Below are 17936 nucleotides of genomic sequence, written 5' to 3' on the forward strand. Positions count from 1 at the left end.
TTGATCAGTCCATCAGAGACGGCAGCAGCGTCGCTATATCGGGGACGAAGAAGAGGATAAACAAAATTACGATTTCCATGATCACGAACGGTACTGAACCAGCGATCACGTCGTTGCTGCTGACATCAGGATGCGCGCTCTGTACCGCGAAAATGTTGAGGCCGACGGGAGGTGTCATTGCGCCAATTTCAATTAGCTTGACGATGATCACACCGAACCAGATGAGGTCCCAACCCGCCTCGTTGACGATCGGCAGCACGAGCGGAACGGTAAGTGCTATAACACTGATGCCCTCCAAAAAGGTACCAAGGACGATGTATAAGATCAGCAATGAGCAGAAGAGCTGGAATGACGATAGATCCAGAGCTATAATCGCTTCTGTCAAGGTTGTTGTGATGCCGCTGAGAGCGAGAAACTTTCCGAAAAGAATGCTCGCTATCACGAGTAAGAATACTGTTCCCGCGGTGACCACCGTATCAAGTCCGGCATCGAAGAATTTCGACCATCTAAGGTTCCGCTTTAGGAAGCCAATCACCCCTACCAAAAGGACTCCGGCGACCGAGGCTTCGGTTGGTGTCCACAGCCCAAACAGCATGCCGCCAACAAGCGTTACCAGAACGATGATGAACGGGCTGGCCTTCAGCGATGACCGAACGGTCTCAGCGGCTGGGAATTTTGGTCCGCGCGGCGCCATGGCTGGATTGGCCCATGATCGAAAGAGGATGAGGATGATGAACATGGCTACAGAGAGGAGCCCCGGCAGGATGCCGGATATCAAGAGTTTGCCGATCGACTGCTGGGCCACCACACCATAAAAGATCATCATCACGCTGGGCGGGAGCATCATAGCGAATGTGCCTGAAGCCGCGATCACCCCGGTGCTTAGCCGGATTGAATACCCATACCTACGCATTTCCGGCAGCGCGACCTTAGTCATCGCAGAAGCGGCCGACACGCTGGAACCGGTGACTGCGCCGAAGGCGGCTGAAGCTAAGCAAGTGGCCACGGCGAGACCGCCCGGTATGCGACCGACGGCTTTGTAGGCCGCGTCGAATAATTCGCGCACGATACCAGTATGTGACGCCAGTGCTCCCATGAGAATGAACATTGGGATCACAAGGTAGGCGACCGAAGATCCTACCGTCAGGCCGGTAGCCAATAGCAGGCCAGTCGCCGCCTGAACACTTCCGGTTATGAGAAAGATTCCGCCCATCGCTGAGAACGCCAGAAGCACGGCGACCGGTGCGCCTAACATCATCAGAACAACTGAAGCGGAAAGGATGATTGCGACTGCTGTATTGCTGTCCACGATCTTATCTCGAATGCCAGGAGGAAAAATTGCCGTCGAAATGCAGTGACGAAACACTCATTCGACAGTGGCCTCTGTAATTAAATCACGGTGATCAGGCCTCTCGCCCCTCAGTGCCGCGAACAACAGCAGGGAGGCTGCCAAGCCTGCAGAAAAGGTACCAATTACAACCGCAAACCAGGTGATCCACATCGGGATACCAAGCCGGCCCGCCATGAAGATATCCCGGAACCAAGCGCCGCTAAGCGACTTCCATGACAGCCAGGCAAACAGTGCGAAGAAGGCTACTGTCAGTAGCTTGGAAAGCGCATCTGCAATGCGGCGAGATAGCAAGCCAAGACGATCGTAGATGAAATCCACACGGATTTCTCGGCCCAACATAACTATATATGGAAAAGAGAAGAATACACTGTAGGCAAACAATACTTTTGCTATCTCGTCGGTGCCGATCAGGGGCAGGCCGATCTGCCGCATGAATACTTCGGCGAGAATCGTGATGCCAGCAGCGATCAGCGCGAGCCCGGCGAGCTGAGCCAAGAGGCGTGCGATGTACTCTACGTAGTTCCGCACGATTGAGATCATCGTAGCCTCCCGTCCAGCCAACCGGGCCGAGCCCTTACTGTTGATGCGTCTAGGTCAGTTTCCGGCGCGCAGGTCGCCGGACCGGTACGCGGCTGCTATCTCCTTGTAGCGCGCGATGATGGCCTCACCCGGGTACCCGGCAGTCGTCAAATCACTTGCCGCGCGCTCCAGCTGGTTATCGGTACGGTCCGCCCAAATGTTCCGGTCGGCTTCCGTCATGTAATGGATGGTGCCTTTACCTTCTTTGACGATGCCGTCCACGCTGTCCTGATAGGCCTTCTCCATGGCCTGACCAACATAATCAACCATTTCGGCGGAAACCTCTTCGATCGACTCGCGAAGGTCCACGGGAAGGTTCTCGAAGCTCGCAGCGTTCATCGCGACCACGCCGGTAGCGAGGAGCTGTGGCCGCGCCTTTTCAGTACCAGGGATCAGCAGGTGCGGTGCGACCTCGAAAACTTTGTCTGAATAGATCCAACCGGGTGTAGTATAGAGGCAGTCTATCATGCCCGTCGAAAGTGCCTGATAAGCCTCTGCGATAGACACTGTAAAAGTCTGAGTACCCAGACCAGCCTGAAGAATCGGCAGATACTTACCAACCGAGCGCATCTTGCGTCCCTGAAGTGATGCGAGGTTCGGAACTTCCTCCGTGCAGGCGATCACATAAGGTTCTGCCGGAACGGGCAACAACATCTTGATGTTTCGCTGATCATACTCGGCCTCAAACTCTTCGAACTCAGAATGGAGCTTTGCGTGTATCACCGCCACGCCGGTAAGATCGGGAACCTCGTCTGACCAAATGTCAATGACGTTGGTCATCGTCCCTTCAACCTTGAACTCACCAGGAAAATAGAACGGGAAGAACGTTGCAAAGTCCGCCACGCCGGTCGAAAGCCCGTCGAGATGATCGCCTTGGTCAAGCAGCGCACCACCGTGAACGATAGTCGTTTCGATCCGCCCTCCGCTCTTGTCTGCCACTCGTTGCGCCCACTCCTTAAGGACGACCCCGCTCTGTACGAAATTCTCGGCCAGAATGTTGGCGCCGGTGAGCTTAAATTCCGCAGACGCGGAAGATTGGACAGCGCCTAGCACCAACGCGGCTGCTATAGCAGGCACGGTGTGGGTGGAAAGAAGACGTATCATATTCACTCCCCTTGGTTATCGCCAGCGCATCGCCGCGCCCCTCCTGGGCGGGCCTATCGGGGTTCCTTTTGCCCAATCGCCTGCCGGCCTTCTGGAAGGGAAGTGTGTGCCCTAAGCTCGATAAACGCCAATTGAAAATGGAACACGCTTCATAACGACAGGTAATTAACTCTGAGCTCTCCATCTGAACTTGATAGTAGAAGCCGTGACACCAGAGAAAGGACACCAGGCCAATGGCCGGCCAGACCGGTGGCCACTTCTTCCACCTGCACGAAACCGTGAGGGACTCTTAGTGTCTCAACTCTCCCGGTAGTGTGAAGCGGCGCGGGCAGTCGAACCGCTGAACTGCCGACGACAGGTTCATCCGAACTCACGGCTGCCGCGCCTCCCTCGCTCAACAGGCGGCCGCTAACCATAGAGAAGATTTGGCGCCACGCCGTTGCGCGGGCGACTGACGTACGATACCATCCACCCGGCTCGAAACTCTCCTCGATGATCGGCAGCTTTGCTTGGTCGACCAATGCCGACGGCGAGCAACCTTGTGATCACCTCATGCGCTGGTAGTCCTCGGACATAAGCCTATCCTCAAGCCTCTGCTTGCGCCTCTCTGCTTATGCCGAGTATCCGGTCGGAATGGAGGGCAGTTCAATTCGATCGTGGGGAACCTACTGCTAGAGCTTATGGTTCACCAGCTTGATCGTGGTGAAGGCTTCAAGTCCCTCTGAACCTCCTTCCCGGCCAAAGCCGCTTTCCTTCACGCCGCCGAAGGGCGTTTCCGGAAGCGATGCCACAAAGTGATTGATCGAGAGGCTGCCGCATTCAAGGGAACGCTGGAGCTTGTCAATATAGATTGATGAGTTCGAAAAGGCGTAGGCCGTGAGTCCAAACGACGTTGCATTCGCCTTCGCGATCGCATCTTCAAGATCCGTGAAGGGGCTGATCAGTGCGAGTGGACCAAACGGTTCAACTCGCATCGCACGCGCGTTGTCCGGCACGTCCGCGATTGTTGTCAGCGGGTAGAAATAACCGGGTGCGCGCAAGCGCCTGCCGCCAGTCAATAAGCGACCGCCTTGGGCAATGGCGTCCTCCGTAAGCTTCTCGATTGCTTCCAGGCGCCGCACGTTTGCCAGAGGTCCCATCTCAACATGCGGATCCATTCCGTTGCCGAGCGAAATAGATTTAGCACGTTGAGCAAATTCGGTGATAAACTTATCATAGATTGAAGTGTGCACGTAAAAGCGAGTCGGCGACGTGCATACTTGGCCGGCGTTGCGCATCTTGGCAGTAACCGAAGCCTCAGCCGCGGCACAAGGATCCACATCATCACAGATAATGGTGGGCGAATGCCCCCCTAACTCCATAACGGTTGGCTTAAGATGGGCCCCGGCCATCGACGCAAGCGTTCGGCCCACTGGTACCGAACCTGTCAACGTCACCAGTCGTACAATTGGGCTCGGAATGAGATGACCGGAAACGTGGCTAGGCTCACCAAAGACGATATTGATGACTCCATCCGGTACGCCAGCCTCCTGCATGCACTGCGCCAAGAAGAATGCACCGGAGGGCGTTTCTTCGGCCGGCTTTAAGATGATGGCGCACCCTGCTGCCAATGCGCCCCCAATCTTGCGAGCGGGCGTGTTGAACGGAAAATTCCACGGTGTGAATGCTGCCACGACACCGACCGGTTCGCGGACTACGGATACCCGATGGCCTGAATCCGAAGGGATGATTCGACCGTAAAGCCGTCGTCCCTCCGAAGCATCCCACTCGATGAGGTTGCAAGCGCGGAGAACCTCGGCCTGAGCTTCGACATACGGTTTGCCTTGCTCCAACGTCATTGCCGTAGCGATCGTACCAACTCGTGTCCGAATGATAGCGCATGCGCGGAGCAATACCTCCTCCCGTATAGAGGGAGCAGTGTCTCGCCACACCTTCGAACCATGGTTGGCGGCTTGCAAAGCGTCGTCAAGATCCTCTGCGGATGCACTCGGCAGGATCCCCAGCGGAGTTTCATCAGCAGGATTCACAATTTCCATGCTACTCGGGCGATCGCGCCACTCGCCGCCGATCAGCATCCTGATCGTTGGGTAGTCGGCTTCTGTCCGACGTTTCGTCATATTAACTTGTGCCACCCTAGTCCTCGACATTGCGATGATCATCTCCAGCTAGCTTGACCCTCGGCACTAGCCCATGGTTGGAGTGACGTTCGAAGCACAATTCGACACTTCGCCCAATCCAAGATCCCATCGGCTTCTTGCCTGTTAGATTCGTTACTATCATCGGCCCCTCCTCCAGCTTCACGGCAACCACGTTATAGGGTGCCGGATAATCGTCGAAGTAGGTGCGATGGAATACAACCCAGGACAGGATCTGACCGCGGCCTGAAACTGGTTTCCATTTATGCTCCGGAGACGCGCAGCGATGACAGGTCGGGCCAGGCGGATAGCGAAAGCTACGGCAGTTGCAGCATTGTTGGAGACGCAAAACACCTGAAGCTAGCGTTTCCCACATAGGATCGTCGTAGATCGTCCTGATGGCGCGCGACTGGCCCATTTTCAGTCTCCCGGTCCATAAACGATCGACACGCACTTGCCCGCAACATCGGCGCTGTAGTGAACGAACCTGCAGCCTTCAACCTGCCGTGCGCCGCACGCCCCGCGTATCTGCCGTATCGCCTCGACCTGATGGTTCCATCCTTGCATGTAACTTTCTGCAAGATGTCCGCCGCTCGTATTGACCGGACGCGACGACGAGAGTCCAATTCCTTGCTCGGTGAGGTAACGCGCGATATCGCCACGCCGACAGTAGCCGTAGCCCTCTAGTGCGAGGGGAACATGGAGCGAGAAACTATCGTAGATTTGGATGACATCTATATCGGACGGCCCGACCCCCGCCATATCGAAACTGGCGGCTGCCGCCTTCCTCTGACCCTCGTAGTAGAAGTCAGTGAGCCTGCCCTGCAGGCTGCTGGCATCTGTATTAAGGTCACTGCGACCGATGCCGTGTACATGGACTGCCTTGTTGCCTACGCGGCGCGCCCTCTCGGCAGACGTTATGATCAGCGCAACGCCGCCGTCGTTGATCAGGCAATAGTCGGGCCGGCGCAGGGGCTCGCAGACATAAGGTTGAGCCATATACTCTTCGACGGTCAGCGGATTCCTGAGCAGAGCGTTCGGGTTCAACATTGCCGACGCGCGAAGCGCAACCGACACTTGGGCCAGACCGGCTTCGGTAAGTCCCCCGAGCGCCTCATACCTACGGGCCATCAGGGCGTATATCGCTCCTTGTGACGTCATCCCCCATGGCGCGTGATACGCATAGGCCAGGTAGTTGGTCGCGCTGGCCGCGTTCTGTCCGCCGTACTCCACCTTTGCGGATCTTTGGTCATTGCCGTAGACGAGCGCGATCGTTTCCGCCATGCCAGTGGCGATGGCCATGCAAGCCTGTAGAATAGCTCCGCCTGAATCCGCTTGGCCGCTCCATGAAGGGTTGATTCCGAGGATCTCTCCCATCCGTTCGTAGGGAACTGTCGGTCCGACGATTAGCCCATCGATATCGTTCTGGCTCAAACCGGCATCGGCGAGCGCGTCAAGAAAAGCCAGTGCAGCATAACCGATACCGGTGTGCGGCTTCTCGCCCCTCTTCGTCCGCTCAGCATCTCCGACCCAGTTGGTATGGCCTACGCCGATTATCGCCGCCGCCCTATGGAGAATACCACGGCTAAGAGCCCCCTCGACTGACATTTGCTAGCGTCCCTGGAAGTTCGGCTTCCGCTTTTCCTGAAACGCTTGTCGCCCCTCTAACCTGTCGTGAGTGTCACGCATCAAGCCATACATATATTTGTCCATCTCCAAAGCATGCGCGAGCGGCATGTCGAGACCCATCATGATCCCACGCTTCAGGGCACGCACCGAGAGCGGCGCATTCCGCCGGATGCGGTCGGCGATACGTCTCGCTTCTGTCAGGAGTTCCTCATGCGGTACCACCCGGCTGACAAACCCCATGCGTAAGGCTTCATGCGCATCGATGATTTCGGCACCGAGGATCATCAGCATGGCGTCGCTCTTGCCGATACTGCGCGGAAGCCGCTGAACTCCACCCGAACCCGGTACGCTGCCTACCTTTGCTTCTGTGATGCCAAATTTTGCGTTTTTTGATGCGATGCAGATGTCGCAGGCCAGCGCGAGTTCCATGCCTCCGCCAACGGCGTAGCCGTTCACTGCCGCAATGATGGGCTTGTCGATGCCAAATTTGTGCAGAAACGTGCCGGGATTGTCATGTATCAAGAGGAGCTCGGCAAAACTTTCCTGAGGTGGAGGAGTGTTCTTTAGATCAGATCCTGTGGAAAATGCCTTATCTCCAGCACCAGTCACAATCACGACGCGAACCGCATCGTTGCGCTCAAGTTCTGGCCAGATTTCGAACCAGCGTTGTCGCATTGCGCCATCTATCGAATTCATCGCCTCCGGACGATTGAAGGTGACGGTAGCCACTTCGTTCGTTATGTCGACGTCGATCCCCATTTGGTACCCCTTCCCTTACTCGAAAGCACCTTTCGCCCGGTAAGTTTCGAACTCACCGGCGGATATTCCAAGAACTTCACGGCACACATGCTCCGTATGTTCTCCCAGGAGTGGTGCAGGCGAGAACAGCTTGGCGGGCGTTCGAGTGAGCCGGTAGGGCACATTGCCATAGATGGAGTCCTTCATCTCGGGGTGTGACAGCCGAACCCATCGGCCGCGATGTGCGAGTTGCGGGTCGTTCTCAACAAGGTCCCGGGCGTCTTGGACAACGCCAGCAGCTATGCCTGCATCCTGGAGGTCACGCATGAGCGCATAGCGGTCAAGTAGCCCCGAACGGGCACCAATCCATGCGTCTAACTTCGCCCGTTCGGCCCTCCTGCAATCCGCATTGGCCCATCGCCGAGGAGCCCGTCCACCCAAACATTCAGAAAGTCGCGCCCACTCCGCATCGCTAGCACACGCAATAGCGATCCAACGGTCGTTTCCAGCGCATGGGTACACGCCGTGTGGGCACATCGTGGGATCGTCGTTGCCCATGCGTTCCACAACGACTCCGTCCACAGCGTACTGCAGCATATGTGGCGCGAGTAACGCTACCATTGGTTCGGTCTGCGCCAGATCGATGAACTGTCCCTTTCCCGTGCGATTGCGATGGATCAGCGCGGCCATCACCGCGAACGCTGCATGGCAAGGGTTTGGAACGTGGTCTGGATAGTTCGTGTTCGATCCTGCCGGAGGCCGATCCACCGGACCGGCTAACGATTGCAGGCCTGATAACGCGCCAATCGTTAGTCCAAAACCCACCGAATGCGCATCAGGGCCTGCGCTGCCCTGCATCGACATAGATAGGTAGATAATATCGGACTTAAGCTTTCTCACGTAGTCATAGCCAAGACCCAACCGATCCATGACCCGAGGTCTGAAGTTGTTGGCGACGACATCGCTGATAGCCACCAAGCGACGAGCAAGGTCGAGGCCGGCCGGCGTCTTTACATTGAGGCATATGCTGAGCTTACTGGAATTGCGGTCAGCAAAATAGCCGCTGCGGTTGACGCCCGGTAGATCGTCGCGAAATGGGGGGGTCATCCGAAGGGTATCGAGGTGCGTGGCGGTTTCGATCTTTATGACTTCTGCGCCGCAGTCCGCGAGCAGCTTGGTCGTGAATGACCCAGCGCCGATCCAAGTGAAATCGGCAACACGAACCCCCTTCAGCGGCGGATTGCCTCCTCTAGTCATGACGCCGCTCGTCGCTGCGTCTGGTAATCGAGGCCGGCATCATTGAGTTCCGGCGCTGCGGACACCTGCCCAGGAGTTTCTGACATGATGAACGGCACTCCAGGGATCCTGAAGGTTCCTCCGGCGATGTCGACCTGCTGGAAGAAACCGCGGTAGGCCATCTGCCGATTCTCCGCGATGTCCCGGGGCGAGGAGACGGGGCAGACGGGCACCTGGCGATCGCGCCCTTGCTGATATATCTCGGCCTTGGTCCTCTTCCTCACAAACGGCGCGAAGATCGCGTTGAATTCTGCCTTAGCCTCCTCGCTGCTCATGAACGACAGGTCGGTCCAACGATCGTCAGCCAGTGCAGAGGCACCGGGTTCGCCTTCGTCTGCGAGCCAGGTAACAATGTTCGCCCAGAATCGTCGCGCGGCCATGCCACCGGCGAAAAGATAAACATATCCGTCAGCTACCTCGAACAGTCCCGTACCCGCGTGCCTTTGTGATCCCGCGAAGCGTTTGCGCACGCTTCCCGTAAGATCAAACGTTTGCACAGCGTTCTCCGTCGCCATCGTCACGCATTCCTGCATAGAAACGTCGACGTGCTGCCCCAGCTTGTCGCGCTGTGCCGCGAAGAGCGCCATCATCGCGCCAACTGCAAGAAACATGCTGCCAATAGCGATGGCCTGCCTCTGAGGTAGTTGATGAGGCGGAAGGTCAGGATAACCCACCATCGTCAGGAAGCCGCCTAGTGCAAGCACCGTGAGGTCGCTAGCAGCGTAGTTCGCATACGGTCCGGTTCGGCCGAAGGGCGTAAGTGTGGCCAGCACGACCTGTGGGTTGAGCACCGCCAACGCGTCGATGGAGAGGCCTCGGCGGCCAGCAACGTCATTGGGCCAATCTTCGATGATAAGATCGGCCTCCCGAACTAAGCATTCGAAATCGTGCCAACCATCCGGGCTGTCCAAATCAATGACCCGGCTCCGCTTTCCCGTGTTGAAGGATTCGAACGCCGCACTTCGGCGACCAGGGATCCGGTCCAAGAACGGCGGCCGATGGCGCAGCGCGGAACCACCAGGCTTCTCAATCAAGAGCACCTCTGCACCGAGATCTGCGAAGAGCTTTCCCGCGTAGTGACTATACTCATCCGAGAGATCGAGGACACGAATTCCTTCAAGCGCCTGTGTTGGCTCCATTCAATCTCTCCCGAAACATCGCGGCACTCTCGATGGGCCGACTGTGTCGTTCGTTGGGTACCCTCAGCTAGCTCAGCCTAGCCACCGGATACCATCTTGTCGCGTGATGGAGGCGAACAATCAAATAGCGTTTCCGCTCTTGATTATAACCTTCGTTGATGATCCGATGGACACGCTCATAAGGGTGAACAGACCCGAGATCGTGTCCTGGGGCTGATTGCAGGAAAGCTTATGAAAATGAAGATCCATCAATTGCACTCGCTGGTTGCGATTGTTCAGAACGGCCTGAACGTGACCCGCACGGCTCGGCACATGAACATCTCACAACCAGCATTGACAAAGCACATCCAACTGCTGGAGCTCCAGTTAGGCGTAAGTCTTTTCGTCCGCAGTAAGCGTCGCCTTGTCGACCTCACTCCTCCGGGGAAAGAATTGTTTGCCCATGCGAGCAAGGTGCTTACGGCAATGGACGACTTCGCGCGAGCTGCAACTAAGCTGTCGCGCCAGACAGAACAATTGTCTATTGCTGCATCACCGACGCCGGCTGGTGGGCTTCTCCTTTCAGCGGCGCGTTCTTTTCGTAACCTCTATCCAGGCATTAACCTTAACATCCGTCAAGGAAGCATGGAGCGTAGTATCGAATTGCTTAAAAGTGGTGAAGTTGATCTGTGCCTTTCAAGCGTACCGCAAGTGTTAGACGAAGATGATCTTATTTTCCTTGAGTGCTATAAGGCGCAATGGATCGTTGTCTTCTTGAAAGACCATCATTTCGAGGGTCGCGATTTTGTTAACCTAGTAGACTTGGCTAACCTGCCGCTCATCACCTATTCAGAAGGATATTCGTCCCGCGCCAAGATCATGAATGCATTCACGAGCGTTGCTTTACGCCCCAATATCGTTTTTGACGCGAGTGATATCGAAGCAATGAAGAAATATGTCCGATCTGGACTCGGTATCGCAATTGTAAACGACGGGACGCTTGACTCCGTCGACCGGGAAACACTTACAGCGCTCCCACTTCAAGATGCTATCCCGCCGACTACTATACACCTTGGCGTCAGGCGGGATGCGATATTAGGGAAATCAGCCTACCACCTCATCAGCCTTCTCAAACCATCGCTCGATAAGTCGGTTCAAGCGCGTTTGGAGCGATAACCCAGAACCCTCGTTTCAGATTCCGATGAATTGGTTATGGCCTCCTCGTACGCGTGATCAGATCAAGTGTCGGGTTGATGGCACTGCCTTGACGGCACAGCAATGGACGAACTCCTTCAACTTGAAGCACAAGCTGAAGAGCATTTACGAGAGGATATCGCGGCTTGCCTCTTCATCGAAGACGAAAATGCTGACTCCCTCAAATGGAGAAGGTTCGACCGTAGTCACTTTCCCTCCGCCATTATCCGATAGCAAACTCCCAACAGCCCGATTTGGGCGCCGAAATTCCTTTTGATTTCAAAGCGGGTTAGCGGTTTCGACCGAACCTCTGAGACTGCCGCACAGCCGATTTTGAGTCTCTGAATGGCTTTCGTCTCAAACCATGCGAACCTCGCGCGATTTGGTTCGGTCTAAAATTTCACCATGATTCCAATGCGTTGCGGTTTCTGAGCTGCGCCCGAATTGTAACTGGTGCTGCCACCAGTCGACCTGAACAGAGACACCCGAGATGGGCGTTTTTCAGCGAAAGTACGCGGCACATCGAATATCGATGTCGATTGTATCTTCCATGTGGGCCTGCGGAACAAAATCCCGCTATAAGCCTTGCCTGCCGTCGGAAAGGACTCTGTATGCCCCAAATCAAGATCGCGGATCTTGCCGAGCAGTTGGTACGCACTGATCCCAGCCAAATATCCAAGAACTTTGGTTCAGAACATGCAGCCGATCTTGCTGCCGCTTTGCAGAAGATCGATCCACACCAGGCATGGTCGATTTTGAAGAATATGGCTCTACCTACCCGGGCAGACATATTCGGATATCTCAATGTCGGATTTCAGGCCAGGCTCGCAGCGATCATGCCTCGGCCGGACCTTGCAACGATCTTCGTTGCGATGGGGTCCGATGATCGCGCCGATCTTTACAAGAAGCTTTCGGACGCACAACGCAACGCCCTGATGCCTGCTCTCGCTCAGGCAGAACGTGAGGAGATCAGGCGGCTGGCGGCCTATGACGAAGATATGGCCGGCGCAATTATGACTTCTGACTACGCGTCGCTGCTACCGCAGTTCAGCGCTACGGAAGCGCTTGAGAGGCTTCGGCGTGAGGCGCCGAACAAGGAGACTATCTATCGCGCCTATGTCATCGACGCCGACCGCAAACTAATCGGCTCGGTCAGGTTGCAGGAACTCATTACAGCGCCAGAGGACGTCAAGATCGTCGACATTATGGAGCGCGATACCCACGCGATCCGGGCCGACGACGATGTGGAGGATGCGGCACGCAAGCTCGCCCGGTACGACGTGATCGCCCTACCGGTCGTCGATGCTGAGAATCGCCTAGTCGGCATCATCACCTATGATGATGCGATGGACGTGATGGAGGCCGAGGCGACTGAAGATTTTCAGAGACTCGGGACGGTCACCAATCTGGGATCGAGTGTCGCAACTGCAACCGTCGCTATGCTCTACCGCGCCCGGATTGGCTGGCTGATGCTGCTTGTCTTCGGAAACATCTTTTCGGGAGCCGGCATCGCATACTTCGAGGACACCATTGCTGCGCATCTTGCGCTGATGTTTTTCCTGCCCATCCTCATCGCGTCAGGAGGCAATGCCGGATCTCAGTCAGCCACATTGATGGTGCGGGCGCTGGCAACCGGCGATATCCGTATCACGGATTGGGCCCGTGTATTGGGACGCGAACTGGTCGTTGCGGCTCTGCTTGGTCTCAGCATGGCGGCAGCCATCGCCTTCATTGGTGCTTTTCGCGGCGGCCGGGATATCGCGATCGTCATCTCTTTCTCGATGGTTCTGATTGTTATCGTTGGAAGCATGATTGGCATGCTGCTGCCATTCATCCTCAGTCGCTTTGAACTGGACCCAGCCACAGCGAGCACTCCGCTCGTAACCTCGATCGCCGACGCTACCGGGGTCCTGATCTATTTTTCAATAGCGAAGGCGCTGTTGCCCGTACTTTGAACGGGGATATGAGGCAGTCAGTCGCAACAAGATGATTGTTGGGCATCTGGTAGCTATATGTAATTTGCGGAGCCACCGAAGCGGTCATGGTTGAAGCGGAAGCATGCAATCGGCTTCAGAGGTGATCAGTCCATGCTCTGCCGTAGATACAGGAGAGTTCATGCTTTACGTCGACATCCCAACGCGAACCGAATTCACGTCTCTTTCCGGCGCACGCTCTGATGCTTGCGTTTCAATTTATCTGAAGACCACGCCTGTTACCCAGGAAGTCGGAACATCCCGGATCGAGTTTGGCAACCTCATACGCGAAGCGCAGTCACAGCTGCAGGACGCGAATTTCGACAAGAGGCGACTCGCTGGATTGCTCGACAGCTTGAACGATCTGCTCGACGACGACGAGTTCTGGCGCTTCCAGGCCAATAGCCTGGCCGTGTTCGCGACTCCGGACACGATCCGCGCATACCGCCTGGCGAATGATTTGACGTCTATGGTACAGGTTTCCGACCGTTTTCATATGAAGCCGCTCTTGCGCGCAGTGACGTTCCCGCACTCGGCTTTCGTTCTCGCTCTTTCGGAGAATGCTGTCCGGCTCGTCGAAATGCATGCCGACCTGCCACCCGACGCAGTGAAGGTGCCCGACATGCCCAGGGATGCCGCGTCATCAGTTGGGAAATCGACCTTGAACGACCGCTCCTTCAGTGGCCGCATCCACGGTTCGGAAGGACAGAATGTCCGGTTCCAGCAATATATCAGGCAGGTCGATGCCGCCCTTCGTCAGGTGCTGTCCGGTCGCGAGATCCCGTTGGTATTGGCGGCCACCGGGAGGCTCGCTTCAATCTTCATGCAGACTTGTTCATATCCACACTTGTTGAAAGACACGATCGCCGACAGCCCCGACAGGTTCAGCGAAGCCGAGCTTGCCAGCAAGGCTCGACCTATCCTTGACGAGGCTTATGCATCCGAAATTGCGGAAATTCACAGCCTCTTCGACAGGCGGGCGAGTGAGAGGCGCGTTACTATGGACATAGCTGATGCCGCTCGTGCAGCGACGTTCGGTGGCATTCACAAACTGCTTATCAATATTGACTCCACAATTCCGGGATTCGTCGATGACGAGACCGGTGCCGTCACATTCGTCGAACAGGATGACGCGAAGGCCTATGGCGTTGTCGATGAGATCGCGGCGCGGGCACTTGCAAGCGGCGCGCGCGTGATGGGCGTGCGGCGTGAGGATATTCCAGGCGGGAACGAACTGGCGGCCATTCTCCGTTATCCGATTTGAGGATGAAGGCGGAAAACCACCGACATCAGCTCCCTTTGAAGCACCGGGAGAGCACAGTATGACGATTAGGACGATAGTCGCGGCAGTCGCGCTTGAGAACGGCGATGAGCCGGTTATGCATCGCGCATCCCGGATTGCTCAGGAGCATGGTGCGCGGCTCCTCCTTGTTCATGTGATTGAAAGCTTGCCGGCGACCGCCGATCTCCCGTTGCCGGCCGACGAAGAAATTGTATCCAGAGTGCTCGTAGCCGATGCAACCCAAGCGCTTGAGCGCTTGGTCCCGGCCTCAGGCGTACGAGCAGAAATCAAGGTCGATTTCGGCAGAGCCGATCAGGTGATCGAGCGCTTTGCGCGTGATCATGCAGCCGATCTTCTAATTATCGGTCCGGGAAAGCCACAAAATCTGCGTGAAAAGCTGTTCGGATCGACAGTGGATCGCCTGGTGCGGTCAAGTCCGTGTCCAGTGCTCGTCGTAACGCAACAGGCTGATGATGGTTACCGCCGTGTAATTGCCGCAATCGACTTCTCGCCGATGTCGTTTGCTGCTGCACAGAGTGCGGTGCGAATGGCGCCAAATGCAGCCATGGAGCTCGTTCACGTTCTTGAGATTCCGCTGGCCTTTATGCAAGCGATGCGGAAAGCAGGCACTTCACAGGCTGAAATTGATCAATACCGTCGCGCGAAAAGCCAAGCCGCATTAAAGGAGTTGCGTTTAGCATGCGTCTCATTTTCGATACCAAAAGAAAGCAAAATCCGGGTTGTGCACGGTGATGCCGCAGCAACACTGATCGGGCTGGCAAGGGGAGGAGAGACGGATCTCGTGACGCTGGGTGTCCAGGGTAGAAACGCTGTCTCCAAGATGATCCTTGGAAGCGTAGCGCGCAGGGTGGTCTCGTTATCGCCTTGCGATATATTGCTAACCCGTGAGCCCTTCTGACCGGCGCCACTGCGATGTGATCGGCGGAGAGATTTTAACAAGGAGACAGCAGGGTTTCCCTAATTCAAGCGAAAGTACTCGATCAGTCGTTAGTAGCCTCGATGAATTCAGCGCACTTTCAGTATGTCTTTAATGTAGTTTTCTAATCTGTTCTGGATCCAATTTGCAGGGGTTGCCAATTTCAGCGGCAGCTTGGACATTTCCCAATGCTGCTCAGTGCCACGGGGTCAAAAGCTGCCTCACGGCGTAGAACCTGATGCCGTGCCGAACACCATCTTCATCTGCTCTGCCCACGGCCGTTCGGCGACCGCCATCAGATCGTTGAGTGATAACGCCGGTGGAATGCGGTGGAGGAGCAGTTTCTCCAGCACCTCCGGCGCGAGATAGGCCAGCCTTACCATGCGGCTGACGTAACGATCGGAGAGGTTTTCGGCGTTGGCAATGTCGGCAATGGTCGAAGCCTCGCCGCGCTCCAGCCTGCGCCGCCAGTTCCAGGCGCGAGCGATGGCGCGCAGCACATGCGCGTCCTGCGCCCGCGCCTCGGCGGGTCCGTGGTCAGCCGGCGGCAGAATCTTAGGGCGGCCGTTCTTACGGCGAACAGTGAGCGGGATGACTACGCGGATGGTGTTTTCCGTCATGCCGCATCCTTTTCCATCTGCGGTGCCAACATCTGTCTCGCCAGTGATTTGAGGCCGTCATGGCGCAGATCGATGGCAATACCGGCCACACCCACCGTGACACGCGCCACCAGAAGCTGGACGATGCGTGCCTGCTCGGCAGGAAACAGTGACGACCACAGCGTGTCGAAATCATCAAGCGCGGCAATCACCGCCTTGTCGTCGATGTCTGGCATGTCTGATTTCAGGGCGGCAAGTGCTCGCGCCCTGATTTCGGGCGTGGCGATCATGCGGCGGATTTCGCCGACAACCGTATCCTCGACCATGGCGGCAGGAAGCCGCTGCGGTCCTTCCGCATCGGTGGGTCGGTTTCGAATAAGGTCCATTGAGGTGTAGTAACGATAGAGCTTGCTGCTCTTCTTGGTGGCAGTCGGCGTCATTGCAGCGCCGCTGTCAGTAAAAATCAGCCCCTTCAGCATCGCAGGGGTCTGGTTTCTTGACGCGGCGGCACGTAGCCGAGGGCTGGTCTTCAGGACGGAATGGACCGCGTCCCATAGCTCGCGATCGATGATCGCCTCATGCTCGCCGGGATAGCTCGTCCCCTTATGCACGACCTCGCCGATATAGATGCGATTGTTGATCAGCTTGTAGAGAAAGCCCTTGTCGATCCGCCTGCCGCGCTTGTTGACGACGCCTTCGGCTGCCAGCACCCTCGCCAGCCTGGTGGCCGATCCGATCGCCACGAAGCGCTCGAAGATCATCCGGACCGTTGCCGCCTCTTCTTCGTTGATCACCAGTTTCCGGTCGCGGACATCATAACCAAGCGGGACATAGCCACCCATCCACATGCCCTTCTTGCGCGAGGCGGCGAATTTGTCGCGAATGCGCTCGCCAATCACCTCGCGCTCGAACTGCGCGAACGACAGCAGGATGTTGAGCGTCAGACGTCCCATCGACGTCGTGGTGTTGAAGGACTGGGTGACGGAGACGAACGTCACCTGGTTGCGCTCAAAGATCTCGACCAGCCGGGCAAAGTCCATCAGCGAGCGGGACAAGCGGTCGATCTTGTAGACAACGATGACGTCGATGAGCCCGGCTTCGACATCGGCCAGCAGCCGCTGCAATGCCGGTCGCTCCAGCGTGCCACCGTGGCCGCCATCGTCATAGCGCTCGCGAATGGCGGCATAGCCTTCCGAGCGTTGGCTGGCGATGTAGGCCTCGCAGGACTCACGCTGCGCATCGAGCGAGTTGAACTCCATGTCGAGGCCTTCCTCGCTCGACTTGCGCGTATAGATGGCGCAGCGCAAACGGCGCTGCGGCGGGCGAATAGTCATCGTTCACTCCTGCGCGCATCGCCAAGGCCGAAGAAGCGATAGCCATTCCAGTTGCTGCCGGTGATCGCGCGTGCAGCCGCCGATAGCGATTTGAACCGTTGCCCCTGCCACTCGAAGCCATCGCGCAGCACGGTCACCGTGTGCTCGACACCATCCCATTCACGCACCAGCCTGGTGCCGACAACTGGAGTGCGCGGGTCGGCGAGGATCGCCTTGCGATCGGATTTGCCGTCGACCTCGTCGGCGAGCAACTCCAGCATCCTGGCCGTCTGACGGGACAGACCGCCCAGCGCCATCTCCTGGATGCGCCAGGATAGCCGCAATTCCAGATTGCCGCGGCTGTTGTTCGGTGCTGGCGTGTCGAACAACGCTTCCCACTCGAGTTTCAGCTCCTTGACGGACATGCGTTTCAGCGCCGCCAATCGGGCCAGGACCGGCGCTTCGTCATCCGGCAGATTTTTGCGGCTTTCGGCGTGCTTCCGGACTGCTTGATTCATACCTGCTCTCCAACTCGGTTGCTCGGTTTGCGACGACGAGCACGGCGTTTGAGAGCGAGAATGTCGAGGGAACTCTCTCTGCCGGTTGCCGATAAAGAACTGGACTGTTCAGCCAGGACACGCCTTACGGCTGCAGCCAGGATCTCACCGATCTCGGACAGGCGCTGATT

Annotated in this window: 16 protein-coding genes and 1 pseudogene; 4 read left to right on the forward strand and 13 right to left on the reverse strand. The window is 56.8% G+C overall.

Translation table 11 applies throughout. The annotated features are described in order from the left end of the window. Window positions 1-4: 4 nt before the first annotated feature. The 10 genes and pseudogenes from HUS57_RS12805 to HUS57_RS12850 form a co-directional block, all read right to left on the reverse strand. Window positions 5-1309: a TRAP transporter large permease gene (locus tag HUS57_RS12805; protein WP_173934303.1), complete on the reverse strand. Its 1305-nt coding sequence runs from the start codon at window positions 1307-1309 to the stop codon at window positions 5-7. A 57-nt stretch (window positions 1310-1366) separates the two neighbouring features. Next, window positions 1367-1891 carry a TRAP transporter small permease gene (locus tag HUS57_RS12810; RefSeq protein WP_173934304.1) on the reverse strand — a complete coding sequence of 175 codons (525 nt, stop codon included), beginning with the start codon at window positions 1889-1891 and terminating at the stop codon, window positions 1367-1369. A gap of 54 nt (window positions 1892-1945) precedes the next feature. Beyond that, complete coding sequence (gene dctP / locus HUS57_RS12815; RefSeq protein ID WP_173934305.1) at window positions 1946-3034, reverse strand: TRAP transporter substrate-binding protein DctP; 1089 nt, start codon at window positions 3032-3034, stop codon at window positions 1946-1948. A 332-nt stretch (window positions 3035-3366) separates the two neighbouring features. After that, window positions 3367-3546, reverse strand: a pseudogene (locus HUS57_RS12820) (IS3 family transposase); the annotation flags it as partial. Window positions 3547-3705: 159 nt separating this feature from the next. Further along, entirely contained in the window at window positions 3706-5193 is a 1488-nt protein-coding gene (locus tag HUS57_RS12825) for an NAD-dependent succinate-semialdehyde dehydrogenase (protein ID WP_246727865.1), read from the reverse strand. After that, window positions 5168-5587, reverse strand: coding sequence for an OB-fold domain-containing protein (locus HUS57_RS12830; protein WP_173934306.1), 420 nt, complete (start codon window positions 5585-5587; stop codon window positions 5168-5170). Before HUS57_RS12830 ends, HUS57_RS12825 begins: the two co-directional genes overlap by 26 nt. A gap of 2 nt (window positions 5588-5589) precedes the next feature. Next, on the reverse strand, window positions 5590-6777 hold the full coding sequence (locus HUS57_RS12835; protein ID WP_173934307.1) for a thiolase family protein: 1188 nt from the start codon (window positions 6775-6777) through the stop codon (window positions 5590-5592). A 3-nt stretch (window positions 6778-6780) separates the two neighbouring features. After that, on the reverse strand, window positions 6781-7557 hold the full coding sequence (locus tag HUS57_RS12840) for an enoyl-CoA hydratase-related protein (RefSeq protein ID WP_173934308.1): 777 nt from the start codon (window positions 7555-7557) through the stop codon (window positions 6781-6783). 15 nt (window positions 7558-7572) lie between these two features. Beyond that, a complete protein-coding gene (locus HUS57_RS12845) occupies window positions 7573-8793 on the reverse strand; it encodes a CoA transferase (protein ID WP_173934309.1) in 1221 nt (406 codons plus the stop codon). Further along, window positions 8790-9971, reverse strand: coding sequence for a CoA transferase (locus tag HUS57_RS12850; protein WP_173934310.1), 1182 nt, complete (start codon window positions 9969-9971; stop codon window positions 8790-8792). Before HUS57_RS12850 ends, HUS57_RS12845 begins: the two co-directional genes overlap by 4 nt. Before the next feature lie 231 nt (window positions 9972-10202). On the opposite strand from HUS57_RS12850, the gene HUS57_RS12855 reads away from it, so the two are divergent. The 4 genes from HUS57_RS12855 to HUS57_RS12870 all read left to right on the forward strand — a co-directional run bounded on the left by HUS57_RS12855 (window position 10203) and on the right by HUS57_RS12870 (window position 15318). Next, on the forward strand, window positions 10203-11126 hold the full coding sequence (locus HUS57_RS12855) for a LysR substrate-binding domain-containing protein (protein ID WP_173934311.1): 924 nt from the start codon (window positions 10203-10205) through the stop codon (window positions 11124-11126). Between the two features lie 629 nt (window positions 11127-11755). After that, complete coding sequence (gene mgtE, locus HUS57_RS12860) at window positions 11756-13099, forward strand: magnesium transporter (RefSeq protein ID WP_173934312.1); 1344 nt, start codon at window positions 11756-11758, stop codon at window positions 13097-13099. A 160-nt stretch (window positions 13100-13259) separates the two neighbouring features. After that, the gene (locus HUS57_RS12865; RefSeq protein WP_173934313.1) at window positions 13260-14381 is read left to right on the forward strand and encodes a hypothetical protein; all 1122 of its coding nucleotides are present in this window, start codon (window positions 13260-13262) and stop codon (window positions 14379-14381) included. 58 nt (window positions 14382-14439) lie between these two features. Beyond that, window positions 14440-15318 carry a universal stress protein gene (locus HUS57_RS12870; RefSeq protein WP_173934314.1) on the forward strand — a complete coding sequence of 293 codons (879 nt, stop codon included), beginning with the start codon at window positions 14440-14442 and terminating at the stop codon, window positions 15316-15318. A gap of 239 nt (window positions 15319-15557) precedes the next feature. Here HUS57_RS12870 and HUS57_RS12875 read toward each other — a convergent pair whose 3' ends face one another. The 3 genes from HUS57_RS12875 to HUS57_RS12885 are packed head-to-tail and all read right to left on the reverse strand — an operon-like array spanning window position 15558 to window position 17766. Further along, a complete protein-coding gene (locus HUS57_RS12875) occupies window positions 15558-15956 on the reverse strand; it encodes a hypothetical protein (RefSeq protein ID WP_173934315.1) in 399 nt (132 codons plus the stop codon). After that, window positions 15953-17269, reverse strand: coding sequence for a recombinase family protein (locus tag HUS57_RS12880; RefSeq protein ID WP_173934316.1), 1317 nt, complete (start codon window positions 17267-17269; stop codon window positions 15953-15955). The genes HUS57_RS12875 and HUS57_RS12880 overlap by 4 nt, the downstream gene beginning before the upstream one ends. Beyond that, window positions 17266-17766 carry a DUF2924 domain-containing protein gene (locus HUS57_RS12885; RefSeq protein ID WP_173934317.1) on the reverse strand — a complete coding sequence of 167 codons (501 nt, stop codon included), beginning with the start codon at window positions 17764-17766 and terminating at the stop codon, window positions 17266-17268. Before HUS57_RS12885 ends, HUS57_RS12880 begins: the two co-directional genes overlap by 4 nt. Window positions 17767-17936: the final 170 nt, after the last annotated feature.

The sequence above is a fragment of the Chelativorans sp. Marseille-P2723 genome (assembly GCF_902809845.1).
Classification (GTDB): Bacteria; Pseudomonadota; Alphaproteobacteria; order Rhizobiales; family Rhizobiaceae; genus Chelativorans.

Coding starts and splice junctions, on each gene's coding strand:
- HUS57_RS12810 (WP_173934304.1), bottom strand. CDS start 1,891: ATGATCTCAATCGTGCGGAACTACGTAGAGTACATCGCACGCCTCTTG.
- HUS57_RS12880 (WP_173934316.1), bottom strand. CDS start 17,269: ATGACTATTCGCCCGCCGCAGCGCCGTTTGCGCTGCGCCATCTATACG.
- HUS57_RS12845 (WP_173934309.1), bottom strand. CDS start 8,793: ATGACTAGAGGAGGCAATCCGCCGCTGAAGGGGGTTCGTGTTGCCGAT.
- mgtE (WP_173934312.1), top strand. CDS start 11,756: ATGCCCCAAATCAAGATCGCGGATCTTGCCGAGCAGTTGGTACGCACT.
- HUS57_RS12885 (WP_173934317.1), bottom strand. CDS start 17,766: ATGAATCAAGCAGTCCGGAAGCACGCCGAAAGCCGCAAAAATCTGCCG.
- HUS57_RS12830 (WP_173934306.1), bottom strand. CDS start 5,587: ATGGGCCAGTCGCGCGCCATCAGGACGATCTACGACGATCCTATGTGG.
- dctP (WP_173934305.1), bottom strand. CDS start 3,034: ATGATACGTCTTCTTTCCACCCACACCGTGCCTGCTATAGCAGCCGCG.
- HUS57_RS12850 (WP_173934310.1), bottom strand. CDS start 9,971: ATGGAGCCAACACAGGCGCTTGAAGGAATTCGTGTCCTCGATCTCTCG.
- HUS57_RS12825 (WP_246727865.1), bottom strand. CDS start 5,193: ATGATCATCGCAATGTCGAGGACTAGGGTGGCACAAGTTAATATGACG.
- HUS57_RS12855 (WP_173934311.1), top strand. CDS start 10,203: ATGAAAATGAAGATCCATCAATTGCACTCGCTGGTTGCGATTGTTCAG.
- HUS57_RS12840 (WP_173934308.1), bottom strand. CDS start 7,557: ATGGGGATCGACGTCGACATAACGAACGAAGTGGCTACCGTCACCTTC.
- HUS57_RS12835 (WP_173934307.1), bottom strand. CDS start 6,777: ATGTCAGTCGAGGGGGCTCTTAGCCGTGGTATTCTCCATAGGGCGGCG.
- HUS57_RS12865 (WP_173934313.1), top strand. CDS start 13,260: ATGCTTTACGTCGACATCCCAACGCGAACCGAATTCACGTCTCTTTCC.
- HUS57_RS12870 (WP_173934314.1), top strand. CDS start 14,440: ATGACGATTAGGACGATAGTCGCGGCAGTCGCGCTTGAGAACGGCGAT.
- HUS57_RS12875 (WP_173934315.1), bottom strand. CDS start 15,956: ATGACGGAAAACACCATCCGCGTAGTCATCCCGCTCACTGTTCGCCGT.